This is a genomic window from Sphingomonas sp. SP5, from assembly GCF_058313455.1.
The window spans coordinates 23,104-46,621 of sequence record NZ_JBZFLF010000009.1 but is presented as its reverse complement, the minus strand read 5'-3'; the positions used below and the strand labels follow the sequence as shown (position 1 = coordinate 46,621).

Below are 23,518 nucleotides of genomic sequence, written 5' to 3'. Positions count from 1 at the left end.
AATCACGCGCGCAAGCTCAATGCGCGTTTCTGGAACCTCGTTCATCGTCGATGTCTCTCCTCGAGTTGAGGGTGGTTCGGCCCGTAGGCGCAAGCGCGCCGCCGCTTTGCCATGGCGGATAGGACCGGGGCGGCGCTACAAGCGAGCGACTGGTTAGATAGGTGGGGGAACGCTTGGAAAAGCAGCCGTTGCGGGAGTTCTTTGATGCGCTGAACCGCGAGGAGGCGGTCATCAGGGAATGGATCGCCGAAGACGCTTTCGGCCTCCGGATGCGCCTTGCGATCAACGAGCTGGATCTCGAGCTTGAGGGGGCACTTCGAACCGGGCGGGAGACCGGGGCCGATGAGGAGCGGGCCTATCTCATGAGGCTCGGTGTCAACCGGCTGGTCAAGCTGGCGCTTGATGCGCATCCGAGCTTCGCGGCTCCTACCTGGACGCTTCAACGGGACGGCAAGGCCGCGGCGGCGATCGCGTCGCGGATCCTGGATCTCGGAAGGATCGATCACGGCCGGCGGATCGCCCAGAGCCTCGTGGCCGCTGGAGGCCGGGTCGAGATGGCGCGGGGCCGGTTCCGCATCGTACTGCCGGAGGACGTCATCGACCGCGAGGTCCACGAGCGCGACCTCGACCGCCACTATTATGAGCGGCGCCGGGAAGAGTTCGAGAGCGGGCCGCAGGCGTTCGTCGAAGACCAGATCGGCGGCGACGTCCGCAGCCTGCTCAAGGAGCTCGTCTATCCGGCCGCCGGGTGGTGCATCGGCTACGAGAGCGACCCCGTCCTCGACGTCTATTTCTACGGCCGCGGCTGGAACGAGATCGAGCTCGCGAAGGGCTTCGACACCTTCCACTTCAATACCCGCTTCGGCGGGATGCGCTTCCAGGACTACAAGCTAGCCTGCGCATACATTGTCCAGGCCGCTCATCGCCACAGGGCGTTCGCGCTCGCGCTTCTCGAGAAGGCGCCGGGGGTGAGGCTTGAGGACATCCTGACGGTTTCTGGAGAGACGTGGCAGTTCCTCGAGAGCATGCGCGACTTCATCAACTTCTGGGGAGAGGGCCGCGACGGACATGAGCCCGTCGACGACGACGGGGTCCGCGTGCTCTTCGATGTGCTGTCGGTCAGCCGGCGCAACCGGAAGCTGCTTGACCGGCCGGGAGCGGCTATACCGGCACTGATCCAATGCTCGACCGGCCATGTTGTGAAAGTGCTGTCCGGCGCGAACGGCCGCGAGCTGATGCAGTTCCTGCTCAACTCGCTGCAGCACAGCTTCGAGAAGGACTACGCCCGAGCCCAGCGTGAGCACGAGGGCGTGATGCAGCGCGGAATCGAGAAAATGTTGAAGGCGGCGATGCCCTCGCTCGATTTCCGGTCCAGCATTAAGCTGCGGCAGCGCGGCAGGGAGCTGACGGACATCGACCTAGTCGCCATCGATCCCGCGACCGGTCGCATCCTGCTGTTTCAGCTGAAGCACCAGGACCACTACGGCGAGGACATAGCAGCGATGCTGACTCGGACGGAGCGCCTCGACAGGCAGGTCGGAGAGTGGGCTGCGAAGGTGCGTGGCTGGCTGTCGGCGGCTGGCGAGCTCGAGCTGCGCGCCACGTTGCGCCTGCGTAGCGGGCAGAAGGTGTCGCGGGTCAGCCTTGTGGCGGTGACCCGCCACTTCGCGCATTCCCTGCGGGCACTCGCCAGCGAGGCCGAGATCGCCTTCGGCAACTGGGCCCAACTTGCGACGGTGGCGTTCGAGATGGAGCAGGCAGGCGGCGGATCGCTCGACGACCTGATCGCGCGGCTTAACCGGCTCACGGGTGCCGAGCCGATCACACACCTGGCGGAGCCACCGAGCGTCTGGTGTGTCGGCAGCCTCTGCTTTTCGGTTGAGCCGGCGGCGGGGGACAGCGGTGCCGTCGTGGCGGCAGACCGAGGCTGAGGCTCGATCACTTGCATCGCTTTTTTAGAGAAAATAGCTGATTGTCCGCTTTCAGGCGTCGCTCGGCGAAGCCATAAAATGTGAGATCAGGCGCGAGTAGACAGGCACATTGCACGACCGAACGGCAGCTTCCCTCGTTCTTGCCACCCCCAACCGGACTGGCATGCAACGGCTCAATTCCAGCCGCATCGCAGAAAAAGACTGAGCGAACGACGGGTCTTGAGGAGCACACAAGCCTCCGTGAACGTCGACTTGTGGGGCGTCGCGCTCGCGGCAGAGTATGCTGCACCGAACTCAAGCACGCCACATGACTGCGACCTCCGAGTGAAGGCAATATAAGCCAATTATGCCCAGCACAGCCAAGGTCGACTCCGCCCTCTTTCGCCATCTCACCAATTGCGCCCAACCCTCGATCGCGCACCCCACCGCTGACCTCTTCGATTTCGACGCGTGGATAAAGGTCTTGCCGCAGGACTATAGCGATCGCGATGAGACGCTAATCAGGACCGCTCTCGTCGTGAACGATCAGGTCCGGAAACTGCGCGACGAATATATCGCCAAGGCGTTCACCCATATGTCTCCGGCCCAACTGGTGATGCTTGGTATCGCCATTGCCAACCGCGCGTTCATCCTCATGCGGCGCAAGTTGGACGAGGCGATGAGGGCACACGCCAAGAGCGCGAGAGCTGCGCACTTCTCGGCAATTAGCCAGCTCGAGATCGTCAGCCACGTCGGTGCTAAGCCGCAGACGGGAGCCACTCTCAACACGGCGATGATCGACAGCCTGCCGCACTGGTTTGCTGCGGCCGCGAACCTTCCGGAAAAAGCCGACGAGGACCAAGATTTTTCAGAAGCCGGCTTGAAGGGGGAAATTTTCTTCTCGTTAAACAACGCCTTTCGCGAGGTCTGGCAGCAGGTGCTGTGGGCGCCTTGGACAATCGAAAATGGGCAACGCCAAGTCCTTGTCAGTCCGCTTTGCCCCGAAGAAGAAGCGCTGTGGCGGGTCTGGGACTGGCGCGAGCAGTCGCTGTTAAACCAGGGAGCCATCCTGAACCGCCATATTGAACAGTTCGCGCCTGAGGCCGAGATCGCTTCGCCGCTGGCCGCAACCGTTCGATCCTTTACAGTTGGAAACCCACCGACGATCGAGCTTGGAGCTCCCACCGCCAATCAGGCGATGCGGCACCGGACGACCGTCGATATTCTGGATGACGCCTATGTGGCAATTTTCCTCGACCAGCCGCTGAACACAGATGGGGTGACCGCTCGGCTGCTCGCGCTGGCAACGCTGGTGCTCGAAGATCTGCTCGAAGCCACGCTTCCCGACGACCCAGACCCCGGGCATGTCGGCCAGGCTTGGATCGAGCGGATGTCCTGCCGCCTACCGCGCGCAAGCATCGTGACTGCGCTCGAGCAGGCACTGGGCATCGCCGCACCGCTCGCCGACGCATTGATACGCGCGCTTACCTCCAACCCGTTCGGACCGCTCAAGACATTGTTCAACCCGGGGCTATGGCATCGCCCTTTGATCGCGTCGAAGGACGGCAACGACCTTATGATCGTCGCGGGCGCTTTGGTCTCGGGAGCGATCCTGCGCGCGGTGGAACGCTGGCTCCAGGAAGGCAAGGGCACCGATCTGTCCAAGGCGAGCAATGGTGAACGGTATGAACGCGAACTGCGCGACCGGGTTGGGACGGCAATAGCTGGCAACCCGATCTTGCAGCCCGCCTCAAGTGTGGTGCGACACCTCGCCGGAGGGCCGCGTCGCGAAGAGATCGACCTTGTCGTCCGAGTAGGCGCGACCATCATCGTCGGCGAGATAAAATGCTTCCTCAAGCCTACCGAGCCCAACGAGCGCTATGACTATCTGCGTAAGCTCGAGGAGGCGGCGGAGCAGGCGCGCCGCAAGGCCGCATGGTTGAATGCGAACCTCGATACCATCGCCGACATCGTTGCCGACACGCCGCTCGCCGACATCCGCCTTCTTCCGCTCGTAATTGTGAACCAGAGCAATGGCGCAAGCTGGAGCTTCGACGGCTGCACAGTGACCGATGCGAATTGGTTCGAGCTCTTCCTGTCGAGCGGCGAATATCACAGTGCCGCAGCGCTTACGCTCGATGGTTCGGCCCTGCCCGTCTTCACGGTCGGGCGGCTTTACACCGACGTTGCGTCGGCCGAACAGGCCTTGCCAGCCATCTTCAAAGACCATCCGGGGCTCCGGCAATTTTGCGCGGCGGTCGACTGGTCGGCCATGCCGATCCCTCTTGCAGACGGGCGGGCGCTACTTATGGCCCACCCGACGATGAACATCGATCGCTACATGGACAGTTTCAGGACGACTACTGGTGGGTGCGAACCGACTATTAGCGGTGCCGCTAATCCTCCAAGTGCCTCATAAATATCGATCGAGCCGCAGCGATCATGACCCCGAAATGGAGCAAGCGTCGACGAACTGACCGTGAGATAGATATCTTCCGCATAACATCGGAAGTTGCGACTCTAACAGCGCCAGTATTACCACCGGCTTGATCGAGAATGTTCTTGGCTGCGGCGCGCACTAAGTCTAGTAATTCCGAATACCAAGACAGATTTGGCGTAGGAGAGCGGGCCTTATCATCGAAAAACGTCCGGTGTCGATTTAGCCAGACATTACTGTGAGGGGCGATCAGGAAGAGGTCCTCACTTCTTGCCGTTCAGCTCCGGCTATCCGTATCGCGGCAGCGTCCGGTGACGCAATATGAACGGATGTCTGCTTTCGGGAGCCGCGGATTGGCTCGCGAGTGTCCGACTGTGGGTCGCCACCGCCAAGTTGTCTGGAAGCGATGCGGTCGCTAGGACGGGAGAACAGCCCGAAGCAATCATGATGGTGGGTCAAGTCCGTTTCTGGCGTAATCATCACTATGTCGTCTTCAATGACTATCGCCGCGCCGCGGCGCACCAGTCGCTCGTAGAAGGTTGTCACAATGTCCGTCGCGAACAGGCGGTAGCCGCGCGCGTTCGCGGCCGCCCGGATCGCGGCCATGAGCGCCTTGCCAATGCCCCGGCGCCGCAGCGACTGCGGCAGGAAGATGTTGGTCAAATAGACGTGGCGCTTCGCATGGCTAAACTGCAACATTAAGATCAAAGCCTCGCCCGTGGCCTCAGCCTGCTGCGACCGGAGCTCAATCTCGCCACGTCCGAATGCATTGACCTTATATGATTGGGCAGTGGCCAAGTGCTCGTCCGCCCATGCGCGCACAATCTCGGCGATCGCCCGCTCGAGTTCAGGCCTAGAAATCGCTATTGTCCCATACAAGCCGACCAGTGACGTCGCTGGTCGTCATGATAGGTCCTCGGCCTTAATCGCCGTCGGCGCGGCCGGAGCCGAGACGGGCACGTCCCACACCGCCGCCGCGAGCCTGGCAAGTTGCAATTGTCGGTTATCGACTTCGACGGGCGTCCATCGATCGAACGGTTCAAGGTCGGTTACGGCCGCATTGATGCGGGTGTTAATCCCGACCCTCGGCTTCTCCGTGATCGCTCGGGTAAGGAGGAGTTGCGACTGTGCGTAGACCGGCACCTTCGCCGAGAACGGCTGGTTTCCGAGCGACGAATTGATGCCTTGCTCAACCAACGTAAGATTGCCTAGCCGTTGCGTCCAGCTGCCGCTGGCGTCGCCGAACTCGGCTACACACTCAGGCGTCGCAGCCACAGGGAAAATGTGCTCGATCTGGTAGGCGGCCCCTTCGGCGTAGCGCTTCAGCCAACGCGTGCCCTCGGTCTCGCCATAGGCGTTGAGTTCGACCGCCTGCGTTAACTTGGCGAGCACATAGCGCAGTCGGTAGGCCTGGAGATCCCAGGCTTGCAGGCGGCCAAACGCTTCGACGAAGCGTGACGCGAGTGCGGCTCTGGCCGGTCGGAAACGGCGGTCGATAACGGCGCCGAGCTCCTCCGCCGACGACACTGCCTTCACCTCAGGCGCCCAGCGTGCGAAATCTCGTTCGAAATCTCGGGTCGGCTCGCGCGTTACTACATAGGTGAAGAACAGGTTCTCGATCTCTCGCGTAAGCCGATCGAACAGCCCGTCGGGAAGGTGACGCGCTGCTAGGAGCAGGATGAGATGCTGCCGGGCCGCGCTCCCGCCGAGGAGCCGCATCGACTGCAACGCGGGACGAGCCTGTCCGTCCTGGCCACTTCCCGCGAGGAACTGAGTATAGGCCTTTGCGGCCTCAACCAGCTCGCGCGCGAACGCGATCGGCTCGCTGCTGAAACCAACTCGCGCCTCGTTCCGCTTGAGCCAATCATAGATGCCGTCCTCACGGAGCTGCTCCACCTCGTACCGGCTGAAGATGAAGTAGCGCAGAAATCGCAACGGTTTCTCGCCCGAGCGCCTCAGCTCGGCTTGCAGCTCGTCCCAGACCAGCTTCAGGCGGCTGAACTCCTCCTGTCTCGTCCGCACGAAGAGCAAGTTCTTCAGCAGGTCCATCGAGTCGAGACTCAGGCCGCGATCGTTGACTGTCTCGAAAATCTTGAGCGCTTTTGTCACGCCGTCCGTCTTAATCCGGATCAGCTTCACTCGGTTGATGAAGTAGGCGTAGAAGGCGCGTACCCGATCCGGATCATCGCCTAGCTCGCGGGTGAGGAACTGCGCGGCGGTGGTGTACGCATTGGCGATATTCTCGGCCGAGTTGGTACCGAACTTCACCCCCGCCTGCTCGCGTCCGACCAGCTTCGCGAGCACGCCTTGGGCGTCTTCGTATTGGAGATCAAGCCGATAGCGGTGCTGGGACTTGCCCCAGTCGTCCATGCTTTGCGATGAGAGTTGCCCGTTAATGGGCGTCTCAACCGTGTCCTTAAGCGCCTCAAGCCGGTCGCGGATCGCGCACAAGGTCACGAACAGGGTCGTCATGCGCTGCTGGCCGTCGATAAGGTCCAAGACGCCGGCGGCGTTTGGACACACGACGATGCTGCCTATGAAGTATTCGGCGGGCGGACCGTCCGACGGCTTGGCCGGCATCTCGCTCAGAATGTCGCTGAGCAGCTGCTCGACTTGAGTGGTCTTCCAGACATACTCGCGCTGGTAGTCGGGCACGGCATAGAAGGCCTGAAAAATGCCGCCGACTGTGATGTCCTGGCTCTCGATTGCCTGTGTGCCCGTCACCTGTTCCACTCTCCTGACAATCTGTCTCTAACGTCTATCAACGGGACTTCTCCCCCGCAAACGGCGGCGAACGTGAACGGAGCGGCTAGCAGCCGCTATTCCTTCACTATCGATGGCTGGGCGAGCTGATGAAGACGGCATCAACTGAGACTAGGCGACCACCGCCAATTCTCCGCGAGCGATGTGGGCGGTGGTGTACGACAGTCAAAGATGCTGATTAGGCCACCTTAACGAGCGTCTGAAGATGGGAACTGCCGCGACGACGCCGAACGGCGGATTGTAGGTCGTGACGGTCGCGACAGCTTCCGATTCAAATATTGCCGTTCACCAAGCATGGTGCGAACGTCCCGATGTCTCGAGCTTGGCTCGTGACACGGTCCGGTTAAATAGAACCGCCCCGCCCCGGGATGTCGCGCAGATCTGGAAGCTGCGCTTCGCCAGATAGATGGCGAGGATGTGGACGTCGGTCATCTGCTCCTCCTTCGGTTGGCACCTCCCGGTGCCGGTCCGACATCATACGATGCCGCCCGAAGGGGGCATCCACCCGATCAGTTCAGGACGCTCCAACCCCACATCGCCGGCAACGAAGTCCTGATCGTCGACCTCCTGCCGATCTCGACCGGCTGCGCAGGATGGACGCGAACGACTTCGGCTGTCGTCAGCTCGCGAGGAGACACACCGACCGGAGCCGTTCGAAGCTGTCGGCGTGCTCGGGTCGAAGGTCCTGCAAGACATCGAGGAGCCCGGCGAAGGCTCGGGCCTGATCTCGATCCAGCGTTCTGAACGCCAGCGGCGCTAACCGCTCGGCGAGGGCCTCGTACTGGGTGCCGGACGCCCGCGCCGACGCCGTCGCGAACGACAGCTCTACTTGCCGCATGAGCTGCATGCCCCAGCTGTTAGCTTCAGCGCGGACGAGATCCGTCAAACGGTCGGCCAGCCCCGACAACCGCCAGCGGCCCGCGACCGCGAGGCCCAGTTCGGCGATGGCTCGGCGCTGGTCGTCGGGTGCCCGGTGAAAGAGCTCCACGACAGAATCCTCGAAGTCGGAGGAGTCGTCCGGCGGGCGGTGCGCCCACATGAAGAGGAACAGGATCGGTTCCGCCTCCTTGGCGGGCACCAGCATCATGCTCAACAGCTGTCTGGTTCCGTCGGACGCCTCCACTGAGAGGGCGTCGCCGAACTCGTCGAGCGGTCCCGGCATCGTCAGGCCGGCCTCCAGCCCGGCCGCGGCAAGCCGCGCCTCTTCTGCGTCGAGCAGCACAGCCCATTGCGGGGGCCTGGCGTTGGCCAGTTCGGCCTCCGCCGCGCGACGCAATCGGCGCAGCGCGTAGGGACCTAGCACCGCCGGCTGCAGCCACAGTCGGGGCCAGGCAGGTGCTTCGAACCGGTCTAGCAGATCGGCGATGCCCCAGCGCGCGCCGGCCCATGAAAGCCCGTCCGCTTGCAAGGCTTGTGCGTCGATCTCCAGGTCCTTCATCGCTCGGCACATCAGGCCCGCATGCGCGAGGGCCGCGCAACGCCTGACTGCCAAGGGAAGGTCGGCCATCGGCGCGCGCACGTCAGCTTTGGCCAGGGCGAACACGCCCGTGGCGCAGAACAGCGCGATCGAGGTCGCCAGGGGAGCGTCGGCGCCAAGGATCATCTCGAGCGTGCGGGTGGCCGCGTTCCGGCATGCCTCGGAGCCGCTCCGACCCGACGCAAGCTCGAACGCCGCTACTTTGCTGAACGGGTCGGCCGAGCGGGCCAGAGCCAGCGCGAGTTGAGCCAGTTCCTCGTCCGCCAAGCCCCCCGCCATGGCCGCGAGCGGCAGGTCGGGGGATACGGCGACCGGCGCGAGCGAGCGGATCGCCGCAGCCGTCCAAGGCTGGTGGGCATGACCCGCGGCGAGCGCGCGGAGGATGCCCGGCAGTGTTCCGTCGCCTCCGGCAGGGTCGAGCATGTTGCGGTACAGCGCCCCTTCCTCCGGCACGAGATCCTCGCACCGGAACTCTGCCATTCCGCGCATCCTCGCCAGATAGGCCTCGGGGGTCGCATCCAGCGCAGCGAGGAACGCACTCAAAGTCGCCGGGTCTGGCGGCCCGTTCTGGAAACGCTCGCGCCAGAACGCGATCAAGCTGGGCGCGAGGGTGCGCAGCCCCAGCAGCCGATCGAACGCCGTCAACCTTGCGGCGGATGTGGACGCGAAGAGGCCAGCCTCAAGGAAGGTGCCGCGGCCGTCTGCAACCGTCGCGGTCAGGATGCAGTTCTCGATCTTTGCGTCGGACGCGACGATTGCCCCGGCGGCGTCGACCAGGTCCGCAGGCTGCCCGTCCGCAGCCGAGGCGAAGAAGCGCGCCATCTCCTGGAACTCCACGTCGTGGCCGGCGAGCGTGAGCGTCGACACCGTGCCGCGGACGGCCGCCGCCACGTCAGGATCGCTCAGCAGCGTCCGTCTCAACCGGTCCGGCACCAACGCCGCGACCATGCGCCGGACCGCCGTGGCGGGGACGACGACGCCTGCCACGTCCAGATCGTCCGATCGCGAAAGGATATAAGTCCGCGCGAGGTCGAGCAGCGGCCTCTCGGTGGCGCGGTCGCGTCCGTCGAGGCGCAGCGTGGCGATGCGATCATACCAGGCGTGATACTCGTCCAGCCTGTCCCGCGGGACATCCGCGGGGAAGGCAAGCAGCGCATGGGCAGCCAGCGTGACGCTGGCTGCCCATTCCTGCGCATCGGGCGAGGGATCGTCGGCGACCCATGCCGAGGCGGCTGGAGTGATGTCGACAAGGAAGCTCGCAGCGGCCTCCGCCAGGGCTGGCGTCGCGAGTTCGCGCCAGCAGCCGCGCACCGCGAGCGACAATGCGGTGGTCGCATCGGCGAGCCATTTCCGATCGATCGGCATGGATGCGGCGCCACGTGTCTTCACCAGGTGAATTGCATCTCTGATGGCGCGGAGCGAGCGCCCGGGCCCGCGGCTCCAATTGCCTTCCCTTGCTGCCGCGACGATCTCGCCGACCTCGAGCGGGACGAAGGCGACCCCGGCCTCTCGTAACGCTCGGCGAGCGTCGGCCCGGCGGTTCGACGTGATCGCACCATCGGCTGCGAGCCGGTCGATGACATCGAGGGGCGTCGCCACCGGACGAGCGACGCCGGCTGCGTCGGTGAACGCCGAGTGACCGTTCACCCCGCGGTCGCCCGAGACGAGCACGTCGATCATGGAGCCATCGCGGAGGAGTGAGACTAGCGGCGTCGTCTCGACGCCGTGACCGGCCTCGGCCGAAGCGTCGCTGCTGCGGGAGCGGCGGAACGGTCCCATGCGGGCCCTTCCTGTCGCAAGCGCGAGCGCGACGTGGCCCCGTACGGCGGCGATTGCCCGCTCGACTGCCTGTGCGCTGTACCACTCGTCGATTTCGCGCCGGATCTGGTCGACCGCATGCCGAGGCGCCTCCAGCCGCGTGCCGCCTTGGGCAAGCCTTTCCAGAAGGCCGGCATAGGCGAGCCCAGAAAGGGCGAGCGTATCGACCACCAACGGGGCATCCAGGTCGACATCCGGCTCGTCCGGCCAGCGCGCGCCGTAGCCGACCAGCTTCTCGCACGCTCGTTCGCCCTCATCGGCGTCGAGCTCGCCCCGCGCAACTAGCGCGTCGGCGAGCGACTGCAGGCTGGCGAGCCGATCCGCCAGGGTTGCGGGATCGCGGTGCCGCTCACCAAGCGACCCGGGCTCCCAAATGGGTGAGCCATGGACCATGCGCCCGCCGATCGCCGCCGCGCGATCGTACAGCGCCTGGATCGGATCGGCGTCGACTAGCGGGTCGAACGGCGCGATACGCCCGTCGTCGATCAGCGCCTTGATGGCGACCGCCTGATCGATCCGCGACTGCTGCGGGCGATGCAGCCTCTCCAGATCGTGCAATAGGAGCGGCAGCGTTCCGGCCGGGATGACGACGCCAGGGAGTCGTTCGAGCGTCTTGTCCAGCAGCCCGCAAAGCTGCAGCGCGAGCAGCGCGGAAGGATCGATGCCGATCCGCGAACAGCTGCTTAGATTGATCGGTTCACGGTCGCCGGCGACGAGCGGGAGGCACAGGCGCTCGCGCGCTGTCAGCGAGGCGTTGGCTGCCAAGCGGCCGAGGATCAGCTCGCTCAGCGACGTTCCCAGCGTCCGCACCGCGATGCTGAGCGGAACCCGTCCCTCCATAACCATGCGGTTCAGGTCGGCCAAGCCGCGGGACCGCTCCTCTTGGGACGCGATCACCTCCCTCAGATCGGCCTGTTGCACCGGGCCGGCGTCGTCCGAGAGCTCCATGGCGCGCCTCAACCAACAGCTAGCCTCCGGTTCCCAGTCGCGGCCTCGCCGCGTGGCTAGCGTAAAGGCGGCCAGCAGCACGTTGGGGTCGTCCGGCGCGGAGGCGACGGCCGCTCGGGCGAGCTCGTCTGCCGGACCGCCGCCGGCGGCATGGGCCAGTCCCGCCGCCTGCAACAGCTGCTCGGCATCGCGCTGGTGTCGCCGCTCGAAGTCCTCGGTCGCGAGGGCCGCCAGCCTCGCCATGTCGCCGCTCTCGACGCCGAGATTGATGGCGAGCTGGCGAAGGCTCACCCGGTCGGGGGCGGCGGCCCGCAGGGGATCGAGTTCGCGCCGGGCTTCGTCCAGCCGCCCGGCCCGGTACAACGCCCATGCGCGATGCTCGAACAGGCGTGGACCGTCAGGGACCTCGCCGTCGATCTCGTTCAGGAAAGCGTCGAGTTCCTCGTCACGACCCTGATCGAACAGCGTGTCGAGGGCGAGCAGCGCGTCGTCGCTGCGTCGCGTGGCTCGCCATAGCTTGGTCGCGTAATCCGGCGTGCGAAGGTCACGCTGCTCCCGCAGCGTTTTGACCAGGAAGGTCAGGTCGGCATCGGAGGCGCTGGCCTCATAGGCCGCGAGCCGCACCGCCACTGGGTTTGCTCCCTCCTGCTCGTCGATGATGGATGAGAGCCGTGCGGCCAGGTCGGGACCGAGCGGTCCACGCGCGGCGTCGAGGCGACGGCGCGCGTCCGCAATCCTGCCGGTGCGCGCAAGCGCCTCGATCTCGAGCCCGTGCGAGAGCTCGACCGGCAGCGATCCCGCAAGACGCTCGCGGTTCGCTTCGAGAAGGGACAGGAGGTCGTTGCGATCGCTGCTCCGCATCGCGAGCTGGATGGCGGTCATGAGGCTCCCGCCGTCCAGGCCTCCAAGCAGCGAGGCCCGCTCCAGCTCAGCTCTGAGATGGCGCTCGTCGAAGGGGAGATCGTAGGCGAGCGCCAGCCATGCCTTGTCCAGCGCGGTGGCGGGCTCGGCGGCGAGCGTAGCTGCATGTTCCCTCGCGGCGGCGCTGATGGTCGGGTCGGTGCTGCCGAGAGAGAGGAACAGGCGGTTGGCCTCGACGGCGCCGATCAGGCCGGGGTCGCCCAGCGCCGCGGCGGCGAGCCCGGCCTCGTGCAGATCGTCGAGGGCGGCCGCGCGCAGCCTTACCCCTTCCGCATCGTCGTGGACGGTTTCCGGCTGCGGGAAGGCGGCGGTGTTCGAGAACAGGTCGGCTCTGGTGCTGCCATGGGCCATCAGGGCGAGTCTGAGGCGAGCTCGTGCAAACGGCAGAACCGGGTTTTCGCGCAGGTGCTCCTCGTCGGCCGCGACGAGGACGGCCTCGGCCTCCGCGCCCCGATCGGCCTCCAGCAGCCACGACGCTACGACCGGGAGCATGAAGCCGCCGAGACTATCCGCCGGCAGGTGCACCGCCTGGTATTTCAACGCGGCCTCGGCGCCGTCGCGGCCGTGTAGCGCTTCCAAGAGGAGAGAGTTCGCGGCGCGGTCGCCCCCGGTCCCCAGCAACCGGAACGCCGTAGTCCAGTCCTTGCGCTGGATGGCCACTCGTGCCTCGTCGGTCGCGAGATTGGTCGCGCCCGCGGCGCGCGCTGCCGCGAGCCAATCGTCCGCCTCGTCCAGCCGTCCGGTTCGGGCGAGCAGTCGCGCTGCCAAGCGGAACATGCCGATGGCGGCGGCCGGTGGCGCGCGGCGAAGGTCGCCGTTTTTGGTGCGGGTGGCCGCGGCGATCACGCGATCGAGCCGTGCGGGGTCATCGATCGCGAGGCGGCGGTGTTCGCGCTCGACTAGCGACCCGAGCAGCTCGGCGGCGAGATCGGCGCCTCCTGCGCCGACCGCGCCTTCGACGACAGCACGCAGCAGCTCTGGCTGCCTCGCCAGATCGCCCCGCACATCGGCCAGTTGCGTCTCGAGCCGATCGGCGCGGACGTTCGTCACTTGGACGTTGAGCCGATCGCCCGCCGAAATGGCGCTGTCGAGCGTCAGCGCGAGAAAGCCGACGACGTGGTCGAACAACATGCCCCCCCACCAGGCGGCATCGCCGGACGTTTGCGCGTACGAGACACATGCTTCGGCCCGGATCGGCTCGACATCGTCGTCCAGAACCAGCGCCATGGTCCCACGCTTTGCCAGGTCGCGCGCGGTGGGCGTCCGCAGCCACTCTCTCGCCTGGGGCTCCGCCAGTTCGCTTGGCCTGCCTGAAAGGCGCGCCTTGGCGAAAGCCGCGACGGTCTCGCGGATCGTCGACGCGTCGCCGACGACGGCGTCGAGCGCCTCTTCGAGCTCTCGGTCCACCGTTGCAAGATCAGGCGGCCGCGCGGAGGCGGCACCGCGCCGACGCCACTGGTTGCGCGCGTTCGCAAAGAACGGCTTGGTGACATCGGCCACGTTGACGGCCGCTCCGAGGGCTGTGACGGGGTCTATGGCGAGCGCTCCTGCATGTCGCACCCATGTAGGGTCGGCGGCGGCGGGGTGCACCGCTGCTGTGTTGCTAATTGTCGATATGCCCGAAAGCGTGCTCGCCGGATGGTGGTCGTCACGGATCGCCACTGCGCCCGCTGACCTTGCACCGGCTCGCGGGCTTGCCGACGGCGGTTGGCGGTTCTTACCCTTGCTGGATAACCGTCCTGATCGTCCCGAGGCTCTCAACAGGCTTCGACAAATCGGTCTCGAAACCGCGCGGGTTCCGGATCCGCTTCGTGGGATCGTAGACGAAGAGCAGCAGCTGCCTGATCTTAGAATTTTCCTTGTGGGCCATGATGTCGTCGTTGAGCTGCTTGCGCAGCGCGACCGCGCCCAGGCCCGGCCGGGTCATCTTGTATTCGACCGCTACGCCCTCGGCCGCGAGCAGCGTGTCCAGGCGGACCGAGCCGCCGGCGAAGCTGCTGGCGCTCTCTTCCGTGCGGACATCATCGAAGTGCAGGGCCAGCACGGCCTCGAACAGGTATTGGACGTCGTATTCGTCGCCCATCACCAACGGAACGCGCCCTTGAGGACGCTGAGCGAGACGGGCGACGATGGCGGGAAACCGGGTGGCGATCAGCAGCGCCTTGTCGAAGGACGTGACGGCCGGGGCAGCGGCCGGTGGCGCGAGCTTGTCCTTTGCGTGGGCGACGGCGTCGAGGCACGCGTCGATCTCGTCCAAGACGTCCCGGACGGTGATCGGCGTCATGCCCGGCGACGCGGCGATGTGACCGGTCAGAAGCGCCTGACGATGAGCGAGAGAAATCTCTAGGTCGTTCAGCGCCTTCGAGAAGGCGGCTGGCGATGCGAACACGCCCGGCATCGACCAAGTGCCGAACTTCGGCACGACGAACTGGTACAACCATTGTGCGGAGTCGTTGGCGTCGATCGCGGCCTTGCTGTTGCCGTAGCCCTGGTTGGGGTGCGTGTCGCGCATGAGGTAGCCCCAGTCCTCCTGGTGCTCGTTAATAAAGGTCGCGAAATACCGCCCAGCATTCTTCGCGTTCTTCTCGTCTCGTCTCAAGGCACGCCCTCCTGCTCGATGGACGAGAATATAGAGCGTGGGCCGCGGTGTTGCGAGCATCGGACCGGTCCTGTCACTCGACAGGCGCGGCCGCTCACGCCACGGCCTGTGATGTATCGTCCCGCAATCCGAGCAGCAGCTCGCTGGCCGGGAGTCGTTCGCCCGGCGAGAGGTCGCGAAGATAGGCGAGATGGGCCTGGAGCCCGATGGCGAGTGCAGCCGGCCCGGGAGGCTCAGGTCTAGCTACCTCCACGAGCACGGCGAGGAGCGCCTCGATCGTTCGCGCTTCCAAGCCGACCGGCTCGGCAGCGCCATTCCTCGGGGCAGGAGCCGAGAGAGGTTCGGTCAGACGACGCGAATCTCGAGCTTTCGCGAGGTCGACGGATCGCCGTAGGAGCTCTTCAGGGCGTCCCGCACCGCGGCCGAACCGCCGACCCAGCAGGCCTGCATGGGCGGAGGAGGGGTGCGCCGTCCGACGATTATGCAGCCTACGGTGTTTTGGGGACTGTTGCCGAGATGGATCTGCACGCCCTGACGACCTGGAGTGCCGTCCAGGTTGATGCGCCAGCCCAATCGCGCACCCGAGTTCGTGGAACCCGTCCTGACGGTGCCGTGATAAATGCCCGGCAGGCAGGCGCTGATCTCTTGCCGATTGTCGCGAAACGGCAGTTCCAGTGTGGCGCAGAACTCCTGGCCGGGGAGAGCGGTGAACGGTGCGTCGAAGAAGCTCCGGCCGGTGAACAGCCGACCGTAGATGCACTGACCGAGGTGCAGGACGTCGGGCAGCGTCTGTTCGCGCACAATTGTAATGTAGAAGGGGAGCACGGGGGACTGTGCGTCGGCGCTGCCCGCGATCACCGCGGCGCCCGCGCCGCCGAGGACCGCGCGACGGGAGAACGACAGGTTGTCGGTCATGTTCGTCAGCCTCCGTCTGGTCACTTGAGGCCAAGGTTGAGCGGAGATGGTGGCGTGCCGACGGCGGCGCCCTTGTCCTTGCAGGCTTGCAGTTCCGCCGGCGTCAGCGCGCGCGAGCAGACGGAATAGAGGTCGGAGAGCGTCGTAAGGTAGGCAGTTTGGGCGGTGATGCTCGCGTCGACGTCGGCCAGGCTGGCGCTGAAGAAGGTGATCTTCGGGCGCGCCTGGCGGAGGTCGCCCAGGGCCTGCAATGAGGCTAGGCGGTTGTCGATAAAGGTGTGCAGCACCCCCTCGGCCTCGCCACCCACATCGGCGAAGGCGTCGAACCTGGACGAGGAGAGCTGGTTATATGGAGTGACGTCGATCAGCACCGGCTCCACGGAGTTGACGGCGCCCGATGTCTTCCCGAACTTCTGCACCTCACCGAGGAATTTCTCCGGGTCGGGCCGCTCGCCCCCGCCGCCCCAAATCCGCGTCGAGACGGTCGACTTCTCCGTGAGGTCCTTGACCGACTTGCCCCACTCGGCGCCGAACGACAGGATTTTCTGGATACCTACGTTCACGCTCGTCTGGTTCGTCTTCGTGTCGCCGTCGATCTCGATCTCGAACGCGACCTCGCCGTCGAGCTTGGTGCCGAAACCGACCTTGGAAACGAAGGCTTGGCCGCAGGCCGTCGCGAACGCACCCTTCACTGGGCTGGCGAGCTTTCGCAGGGCGTCACGGCTCGGCTCGCCACCGTCTAGCGTAAACCGGTCGCCGAGCGTCACCACATAGGCGTCGATGTAGCGGCTCTCGCTATGATGGGAGTCCGCCGAGTATTCGGAAGCGCCGACACCGATCGAGAACACCTTGTAGGTCGCGGTGATCGATCCACCCTGGTTCCGGCTCGAGTAATGGTCGGAAAGGCTGCTGATGCGCTTTACTTCGTAGACATTGTCCCCGTTCGCGTCCGAGTCCGAGACGTAGGGGTGCATGACGATGTCACTCGGCTTGAAGCTTACGCACTGCATGAACTTTTTGCTTCCGCGCCAGACTGGTAGCCGTCTCCGAGGATTGTTGCCGCGAGGCCGCGCCGCACCTCGCGGAGCTTGGCGTCGATCACCGCCAGCGCGGCGTCATCGGCCTTCGTGTCGGTGGCGGCGAACCGCGCGCGGCGTCGCGACAACTCGGCTCTTTGACGGCTCAAGGCTTGGAGCCTGTCGTAGATGGCCTGTTCCGGCTTGCCGAGATCGGCTCGTCGGACCTCCACCATCTCGGCGTTCGCGGGCGCCGCGAGCGCCGCGATGCACAAGCCACCGACTACGAGACCCCTGGTCATGCCGCATACCCCCTCGGTTTCGCGCCTTTAGACGCGCGCTGAGCAAGGCCGGATGTCAACGCGTCGGGCCCGCTTTGAAGACTACTTACGCAGACAGGTCCCGAGGAACGATCGACTCGGACGGCACATACTGCCTCCAAGCAGCCGAACAGTCCAGTGCCGGCCAATATGTGCCTGGACTTACACCGCTACTCTGCTGGTCTCGTTCCGGGGTTTTCGCTGCGGCTACTTGGAACGACAGGAGTGGCACCGAGCGATCTGGTCGGGCGCGACCCGATCGGGGCCGCGCTCCCCGTCCCAACAGCCCGGGGAGGCTCGCCGAGGGTCGGGTGCGATACGCTCCGAGCGGGATTGACGTCGCCGGAACGGGTAGGAATGCCCGCCCACACCTCTCCGCTGGCTCTGACGGCGGCTGAATGCGTCGAAGACCCCTTTTCACCATGCGCCTGGCGGAGACCCGTCCCGGCGGGAGCCCGGGAGGCGCAGCCGGCTGGAGCCCGGCCCCCATCTTCGGCGGGACTCCGCGGCCTCCTTTCTCGCGTCGGTACCGGCCAGGTCACGTCATCAGACCGTTCCCGCGGCGCCGCTCGTCGGGCACGGTCGTGCTCTGGACGTCGACCGTGGGCATGGCCGAAGCTGCGCATGAGCGGTCAATCGCCTGACAATCTACGAACGGCCGCAAAGTCCCACTTTTTCCCAGCGAGCGGTCGGCGTGGTCGCCGATCCGATGGCGGCCGAGCCACGATGAATGAACGTCTGAAGGTGGGAAGCGGATTGTCGCCCCTGAATGACCGGGAGTGGGTCGTTGCTGCGAAGCCATGCGACAACGAAACAACCGCGAACAGTGCGGTTTCGCCCGAATTAGGGGCCAGCCTTGCTCCCCAGCCTCATCGCCCGTACACTTTAGGCGCGCTGCGTGAAAGCCGCAGCGTGGGGCGTGGAAACCTCTTCCGTATGAACTCGGTCGCGATTTATCGGGGCCGGGTGGCATGCGCGCATGTCCAGCCGGCTTGCCGGTAAAGGCGCATGCGCCTGCTCATACGGTCAGGTTTCCAACATCCGGCTTCGGCCGTCGCCCCGAGTGGACATAGGGGTGACGCGAGGCACAGGCCGGCAACGTTGCCCCAACAGGGGAACACGTAATGACCATATCTTACCCGCGCGGCAGGCATCGACTGCGGCGTGTCGGATTGGCGTGCGCTTCGGTCATGCTGATCGCTACGCTGTCGGCCGCGCCCGCGGCAGCGCAAATCAGTGCGGCGGACAAAGCCAAGCTTAAAGCACAAGGCTTCGTCGCAGCCGACTTCAAGTCAGTGAACCTCGCGCTCGTAGCGCCCCACTACACGTTTTACCGCGCATGGCAGCAGTGTCTGTCCGGGACGATCCCCGCAGTGCTGCATCTGCAACCGCCGAACTTCGAAACTTTCATCAAGTTCACGCGGCTCGACTGCGACCCTCATCTTGCCACGCTACGGGCTTCGCTCGCCCGGCAAACCGGCCTGCCCCAAGCGGACCGGTCGGTACGGCTGTTGAACACGTACCTGGCCAACGGGCTTCGCGACATTTGGGAGGAGCGTAAGCGGCAAGCGGCAAATCCACCGCCTCCGCCCCGCGAACCCGACCCGCCCGCACCAGCTAATTGGAAGATCCAGCGAACGTCGAAAAACTGCGTTGCCGCATACACACCGCCCGGGGCGGGTCTGGTGGAGATTTACGTTATCAACAACGTCAGCACCTACGACCTCATTCTTCGCCGTCACCGACGAGAGGACGCTCCGGAGGGCACATTATACATCATCAGCATGGCGACACCTGAAGGGTTGCACCGGGCCCAGAAGGCGATCCTCTCGTCCTACGAGGGCGGCACCGAGTGGCTTAAGATCACCTTGGATGACGCCGACCGCTTTTACCTGAAGAGGGCGACGTATCTCAGCATCCGCCCGGTCGCGCTCAAAAATGACACGAAAGAAGGATTCGACGTGTCAGCCGTCACCGAGGAGCTGATGGGCGCGATCAGCCAGTGCCGAGGTCGCGGCTGACAATTCGGTGCATTCCGCGCCAGCCAAAGCTGCGCTGGGTGCCAACTACCCTCTCCCATTTCGGAGCACCACCATGTCCCTGCCGTTCAGCAGCCTGTCCTTCAGCGTGGCCGCCATTCTCCTGGCCAGCTGCTCATCGCCTTCCAATACGTCCATGACCCTCCTCAAATCAGGCTCACCCAGCATCTGCGCGGCCAGCGATGTGGAAGCCACACTGCGCAACCTGATCCTTGGCGACATCTCCGCCAAAGATTACGCGGTGAGTTTCGACAATGCGACGCTTCAGTCCTTCGATAAGTCGATCAGCAAGGCCTCCTGCCACGCCACAGTGAGGATCGTTGGCCCCTCCCATCCAGTGGTCGAGGAAGAGGGTATCGACTTTGTCGTCTCTCCCTCATCGCAGAACCCCAACACCTTTATGGTGGCAGCGAGCGTTGATGAACTGCGCTCGCAGATTGAATATGATGCCGCCGAACAAGTAACCCGAAGCCGCGAGCAAGCACGAGAAGAGCACGAACAAGAAGCGCTTGCCGCGCTGGTGAAGCCAGTCTGGCTGCTGGGCCGCTGGGTAGCAAGCGGCGCAGGCTCGGACCGGTGTGCTACAGGGCCCTTTTTCGACTTCCAACGCGGCGGTGCGGTGATGCTTGAACCGAATACCGCTGCGCGCTGGGCTCTGAGCGGTACGGCTCTCACCATGACAGGATCATCGGACTCGGTAAGCTACGAGATTACGGCAGCAGACGCCGACACTTTCACCATCACGGACGACAGCCTTGCGGAGAAAGCGTTGCGCCGGTGCAGCGCCGCCGAAATTCCCAAGATCGAAGAGCCACAACCGGTTGACTCCGCGCCGCAAGTAGCACCGTCCTCGCCTGAAGGGCCTGCGCTAAATGACGAGAAGCTGCCATCTATTGTGACCCAATAGGTTTGTCGCCGGGTCATCCTCCAGCGTGACCCGGCAGAGCTTTTAAAAGCCGCAAATATAGTCCATATTTGACTTTTATGGACATGCGGGCTATGATGGCGGTGCAGTCAATGACTGCTCACCCCACCCGGAGATAAACGATGGCTCAGCCTGCCAAGGTGCTGGGAAGTGCGGACGTGCGCGTGCTGCTGCGTCACGTCGCCGGTCACCGTCACCCATGTCGCAATCGGACGATGATCCTGCTTAGCTTCAAAGCTGGCCTACGCGCCTGTGAGATCGCAGGACTGACTTGGCCGATGCTGCTATCAGCTACTGGGCGCCTGGCCGATCACATTCATGTTGCAAGTAGCATAGCGAAAAATCGGTCGTCGCGGCGAGTGCCCCTTCACCCTACACTACGTGCCGCGCTCCTGGAGCTTCATAGCGCACACGGCAAGCCGCGCGATGGGCCGGTGATCCGATCCGAGCGCGGATCACATATGACGCCGCGCAGCATCGTCAACTGGTTCGCTTCGACCTACGCCGACCTCGGCTTCGCCGGCTGCTCATCCCATTCCGGCCGGCGTACCTTCATCACTCGATCAGCGCGGCTGCTTGCTCGCAGCGGAGGTTCTCTCCGCGACATCCAGGAACTTGTTGGGCACCGCGATCTCAGCACCACTCAACGGTACATCCAAGGTGACCGCGACGCCCAGCGTAAGCTCGTCCGCCTGATCTAACAGGCAAAACCTTTCCACCATTGGCAACAGGAGACGCGACCATGACGGCACGCGAAGGGAACACGTGCGCCCGCGCTACATGCGGTGCGGAAGAACGTCGCAGACGCATCCGCGACCTCAACGATGGGCTCCGTCGTTTTGCCCGCTGCGGCATTATCTGCGTAACGGCCGGCGTGCAGGCATTAGGCGAAGCAGGCATCGCCGCAGCGTTCATCGCGACCCGCGACTTTGACGCCTTCACCGCTGATAACGATCCATATGACGAACATGACTTTGGCGCCTTCAAGGCTGCGGGAGAGAGGATGTTCTGGAAGATCGACTATTATGACCGCGAGCGACGCTTCGGCTCGTCGGATCCCGCCAATCCTGATGTGACCACCCGTGTGCTGACCATCATGCTCGCATCGGAGTACTGAGCCATGAGGCGATATCTACCGATGCACTCGGCAAGCACCCGCCTGTCGATCTGTCCGCCTGTGCCCATGAGCAGCCGCGCAGAGCCATACCGAAAGTGGGCAACGCAGTGGGCAACAGATGCTCAAAAAGCTAAAAAGGCAGCAATTACAAGGGGATCTGGCGGAGACGGAGGGATTCGAACCCTCGGTACGGTTTCCCGTACGACGCTTTAGCAAAGCGTTGGTTTCAGCCACTCACCCACGTCTCCGGATGCGGCAGAGGTGGCGCTATAGCGGGGGTCGGCGGGACGATCAACCGGCCTTGCGCATGTCACCCGACGTAAAATCGAGGCGCACCGGCGTTCGTTCATTGCCCGGCAAGCGCGCCGATGGTTAACTCGTCGCCGGCGTCGGTCCCGCATGGGCGGCGCATCGAAGGGGGATTGCATGCGAGTGTTGGGTTTCGGCATGGCTTTGGCGGCTCTGCTCGCGGGAAGCGCGCCTGCGCAGGTGACGACGATCGATCCCAACCAGGCGATTGACGGCGACCTCGCCACGCCTGCGCGGAGCCGGCCGACGCCGCGCACCACAGCGACCGCCCCGGCGCCGCGATCGACCGCACCGGCATCCTCCGCGCCCGCCTATCGCGCCGACACCCCGGCTCCGGGTTTCGAACAGGCCCCGGCGCAGGCGTCGCCCGCCCAGCAACAGGCGCGGGCCGAGGCGACGAGCCGCGCCGCCGAAACCTACCAGCGCGAGGATCTGCTCGCCGCCGGCGAAGGCGTGTTCGGCAAGGGCGCGGCCGGCCTTGCCGGCATCCTCGAAAAGGTCCTGAAGGATCAGGGCCAGCCCAATGCCTATATTGCCGGGCGCGAGGCGGCGGGCGCGTTCGTCGTCGGCCTGCGCTACGGTTCGGGGGTGATGAGCCATAAGATCGAAGGGCAGCAACCCGTCTATTGGACGGGCCCGTCGATCGGCTTCGATGTCGGCGGGGATGCCAACAAGGTGTTCGTGCTGGTCTACAATCTCTACGACACCGAAGAGCTGTTCCATCGCTTCCCGGCGGCCGAAGGACGGCTATACCTCGTCGGCGGCTTCGCCGCGACCTATCTGCGGCGCGGCAATGTGGTGCTGATCCCGATCCGGCTGGGCGTCGGCTACCGTGCCGGCGTCAACGTGGGCTATATGAAGTTCACGCACAAGGCGAAGTGGCTGCCCTTCTAGGGGCTTGGGCGGCCGGTTTGGCCGCCCCGCGTCACCCCTCGAACCGCCAGGCCAGCGTCTCGCCAGCCATGAACGGCACCACCGCGGTGTCGCCTTCGCCGATCCGCGCCGGCACCTCGGCCTCGCCGCGCACCAGCGTCACCGTGCCTTCGTTGAGCGGCAGGCCGTAGAAGCGCGCGCCGTGTTCGGAGGCGAAGCCTTCGAACCGGTCCAGCGCATCCTCTTCCTCGAACACCTTGAGATACGCCTCCAGCGCATGGGGCGCGTTGAAGATGCCGGCACAGCCGCAGCCCGATTGCTTGGCGCCGACGACGTGCGGCGCGCTGTCCGTGCCCAGGAAGAAGCGCGGGCTGCCCGATACCGCCGCACGCCGCACCGCCAGCCGATGCATCTCGCGCTTCAGCACGGGCAGGCAATAGGCATGCGGACGCAAGCCGCCGTCGAACAGCGCATTGCGGTTGATGAGCAGATGCTGCGGCGTGATCGTCGCCGCGATCGGATGCGCCGCCTCGATCACGAAGGCGGCCGCCTCCGCCGTGGTGATATGTTCGAGCACGATCTTGAGCGCGGGATAGTCGCGGGTCAGCGGCGTCAGCACCCGCTCGACGAACACCGCCTCGCGATCGAAGATATCGATGCTGCGGTCGGTCACCTCGCCATGGATCAGCAGCGGCATGCCGATCCGCTGCAACGTTTCCAGCACGCGCGTCAGCTTCAGGATATCCGTCACGCCATGCGCGGAATTGGTGGTCGCATGCGCCGGGTAGAGCTTGCAGGCGGTGAAGACGCCTGCGGCATGCCCGGCCGCGATGGCCTCGGGATCGCTGTCGTCGGTCAGGTAACAGGTCATCAGCGGCGTGAAGTCCGCCCCCTTGCCCAAGCCCGCGAGGATGCGGTCGCGATACGCCTCCGCTGCGGCGACATCGGTCACCGGCGGCGTCAGGTTGGGCATGATGATCGCGCGGGCGAACTGGCGCGCGGTGAAGCTCGCCACCGCCTGCAGCATGGCGCCGTCGCGCAGGTGGACGTGCCAGTCGTCGGGGCGGCGGATGGTCAGGCGCTCGGTCATGCGCCCTCCCTATCCTCCGCATGGCCGCGCCGCCAGCATGA

16 protein-coding genes and 1 tRNA gene are annotated in these 23,518 nt (G+C 64.9%); 7 read left to right on the top strand and 10 right to left on the bottom strand.

The genetic code is table 11. The features are described 5' to 3' along the window. Window positions 1-173 precede the first annotated feature (173 nt). Both AC4GY7_RS17000 and AC4GY7_RS16995 read left to right on the top strand, forming a co-directional pair. Window positions 174-1,931 (top strand): hypothetical protein, encoded by a 1,758-nt coding sequence (locus AC4GY7_RS17000; protein ID WP_491116265.1) that lies wholly within the window; start codon window positions 174-176, stop codon window positions 1,929-1,931. A 346-nt stretch (window positions 1,932-2,277) separates the two neighbouring features. Then, complete coding sequence (locus AC4GY7_RS16995; protein ID WP_491116263.1) at window positions 2,278-4,329, top strand: hypothetical protein; 2,052 nt, start codon at window positions 2,278-2,280, stop codon at window positions 4,327-4,329. A 267-nt stretch (window positions 4,330-4,596) separates the two neighbouring features. On the opposite strand, the gene AC4GY7_RS16990 is transcribed toward AC4GY7_RS16995, so the two are convergent. The 8 genes from AC4GY7_RS16990 to AC4GY7_RS16955 form a co-directional block, all read right to left on the bottom strand. After that, window positions 4,597-5,145 (bottom strand): GNAT family N-acetyltransferase, encoded by a 549-nt coding sequence (locus tag AC4GY7_RS16990; RefSeq protein WP_491116261.1) that lies wholly within the window; start codon window positions 5,143-5,145, stop codon window positions 4,597-4,599. 105 nt (window positions 5,146-5,250) lie between these two features. Then, complete coding sequence (locus AC4GY7_RS16985) at window positions 5,251-7,071, bottom strand: DUF262 domain-containing protein (RefSeq protein WP_491116259.1); 1,821 nt, start codon at window positions 7,069-7,071, stop codon at window positions 5,251-5,253. Window positions 7,072-7,395: 324 nt separating this feature from the next. Then, window positions 7,396-7,542 carry a hypothetical protein gene (locus AC4GY7_RS16980; protein WP_491116257.1) on the bottom strand — a complete coding sequence of 49 codons (147 nt, stop codon included), beginning with the start codon at window positions 7,540-7,542 and terminating at the stop codon, window positions 7,396-7,398. Between the two features lie 187 nt (window positions 7,543-7,729). Continuing rightward, window positions 7,730-13,774, bottom strand: a complete 6,045-nt coding sequence (locus AC4GY7_RS16975; protein ID WP_491116255.1) for an HTH domain-containing protein — start codon at window positions 13,772-13,774, stop codon at window positions 7,730-7,732. A 217-nt stretch (window positions 13,775-13,991) separates the two neighbouring features. Continuing rightward, the gene (locus AC4GY7_RS16970; protein WP_491116253.1) at window positions 13,992-14,933 is read right to left on the bottom strand and encodes a PD-(D/E)XK nuclease domain-containing protein; all 942 of its coding nucleotides are present in this window, start codon (window positions 14,931-14,933) and stop codon (window positions 13,992-13,994) included. A 285-nt stretch (window positions 14,934-15,218) separates the two neighbouring features. Further along, window positions 15,219-15,788, bottom strand: coding sequence for a DUF5675 family protein (locus tag AC4GY7_RS16965; protein ID WP_491116251.1), 570 nt, complete (start codon window positions 15,786-15,788; stop codon window positions 15,219-15,221). A gap of 20 nt (window positions 15,789-15,808) precedes the next feature. Continuing rightward, window positions 15,809-16,762, bottom strand: a complete 954-nt coding sequence (locus AC4GY7_RS16960; protein ID WP_491116249.1) for a hypothetical protein — start codon at window positions 16,760-16,762, stop codon at window positions 15,809-15,811. A 23-nt stretch (window positions 16,763-16,785) separates the two neighbouring features. Then, entirely contained in the window at window positions 16,786-17,106 is a 321-nt protein-coding gene (locus tag AC4GY7_RS16955; protein ID WP_491116247.1) for a hypothetical protein, read from the bottom strand. Between the two features lie 1,208 nt (window positions 17,107-18,314). Between AC4GY7_RS16955 and AC4GY7_RS16950 the strand changes: the two genes are divergently transcribed. The 4 genes from AC4GY7_RS16950 (at window position 18,315) to AC4GY7_RS16935 (ending at window position 21,205) form a co-directional block, all read left to right on the top strand. Then, a complete protein-coding gene (locus AC4GY7_RS16950) occupies window positions 18,315-19,145 on the top strand; it encodes a hypothetical protein (RefSeq protein WP_491116245.1) in 831 nt (276 codons plus the stop codon). 73 nt (window positions 19,146-19,218) lie between these two features. Next, on the top strand, window positions 19,219-20,070 hold the full coding sequence (locus tag AC4GY7_RS16945; protein WP_491116243.1) for a hypothetical protein: 852 nt from the start codon (window positions 19,219-19,221) through the stop codon (window positions 20,068-20,070). Between the two features lie 140 nt (window positions 20,071-20,210). Continuing rightward, window positions 20,211-20,789, top strand: coding sequence for a tyrosine-type recombinase/integrase (locus AC4GY7_RS16940; RefSeq protein ID WP_491116241.1), 579 nt, complete (start codon window positions 20,211-20,213; stop codon window positions 20,787-20,789). 41 nt (window positions 20,790-20,830) lie between these two features. After that, on the top strand, window positions 20,831-21,205 hold the full coding sequence (locus tag AC4GY7_RS16935) for a DUF3768 domain-containing protein (RefSeq protein WP_491116239.1): 375 nt from the start codon (window positions 20,831-20,833) through the stop codon (window positions 21,203-21,205). Window positions 21,206-21,363: 158 nt separating this feature from the next. Here AC4GY7_RS16935 and AC4GY7_RS16930 read toward each other — a convergent pair. Beyond that, window positions 21,364-21,453: transfer RNA gene (locus tag AC4GY7_RS16930), tRNA-Ser, on the bottom strand. A gap of 178 nt (window positions 21,454-21,631) precedes the next feature. On the opposite strand from AC4GY7_RS16930, the gene AC4GY7_RS16925 reads away from it, so the two are divergent. Next, window positions 21,632-22,408 carry a DUF1134 domain-containing protein gene (locus AC4GY7_RS16925; RefSeq protein ID WP_491116237.1) on the top strand — a complete coding sequence of 259 codons (777 nt, stop codon included), beginning with the start codon at window positions 21,632-21,634 and terminating at the stop codon, window positions 22,406-22,408. 31 nt (window positions 22,409-22,439) lie between these two features. On the opposite strand, the gene pyrC is transcribed toward AC4GY7_RS16925, so the two are convergent. Next, on the bottom strand, window positions 22,440-23,477 hold the full coding sequence (gene pyrC, locus AC4GY7_RS16920; RefSeq protein ID WP_491116235.1) for a dihydroorotase: 1,038 nt from the start codon (window positions 23,475-23,477) through the stop codon (window positions 22,440-22,442). Window positions 23,478-23,518 lie beyond the last annotated feature (41 nt).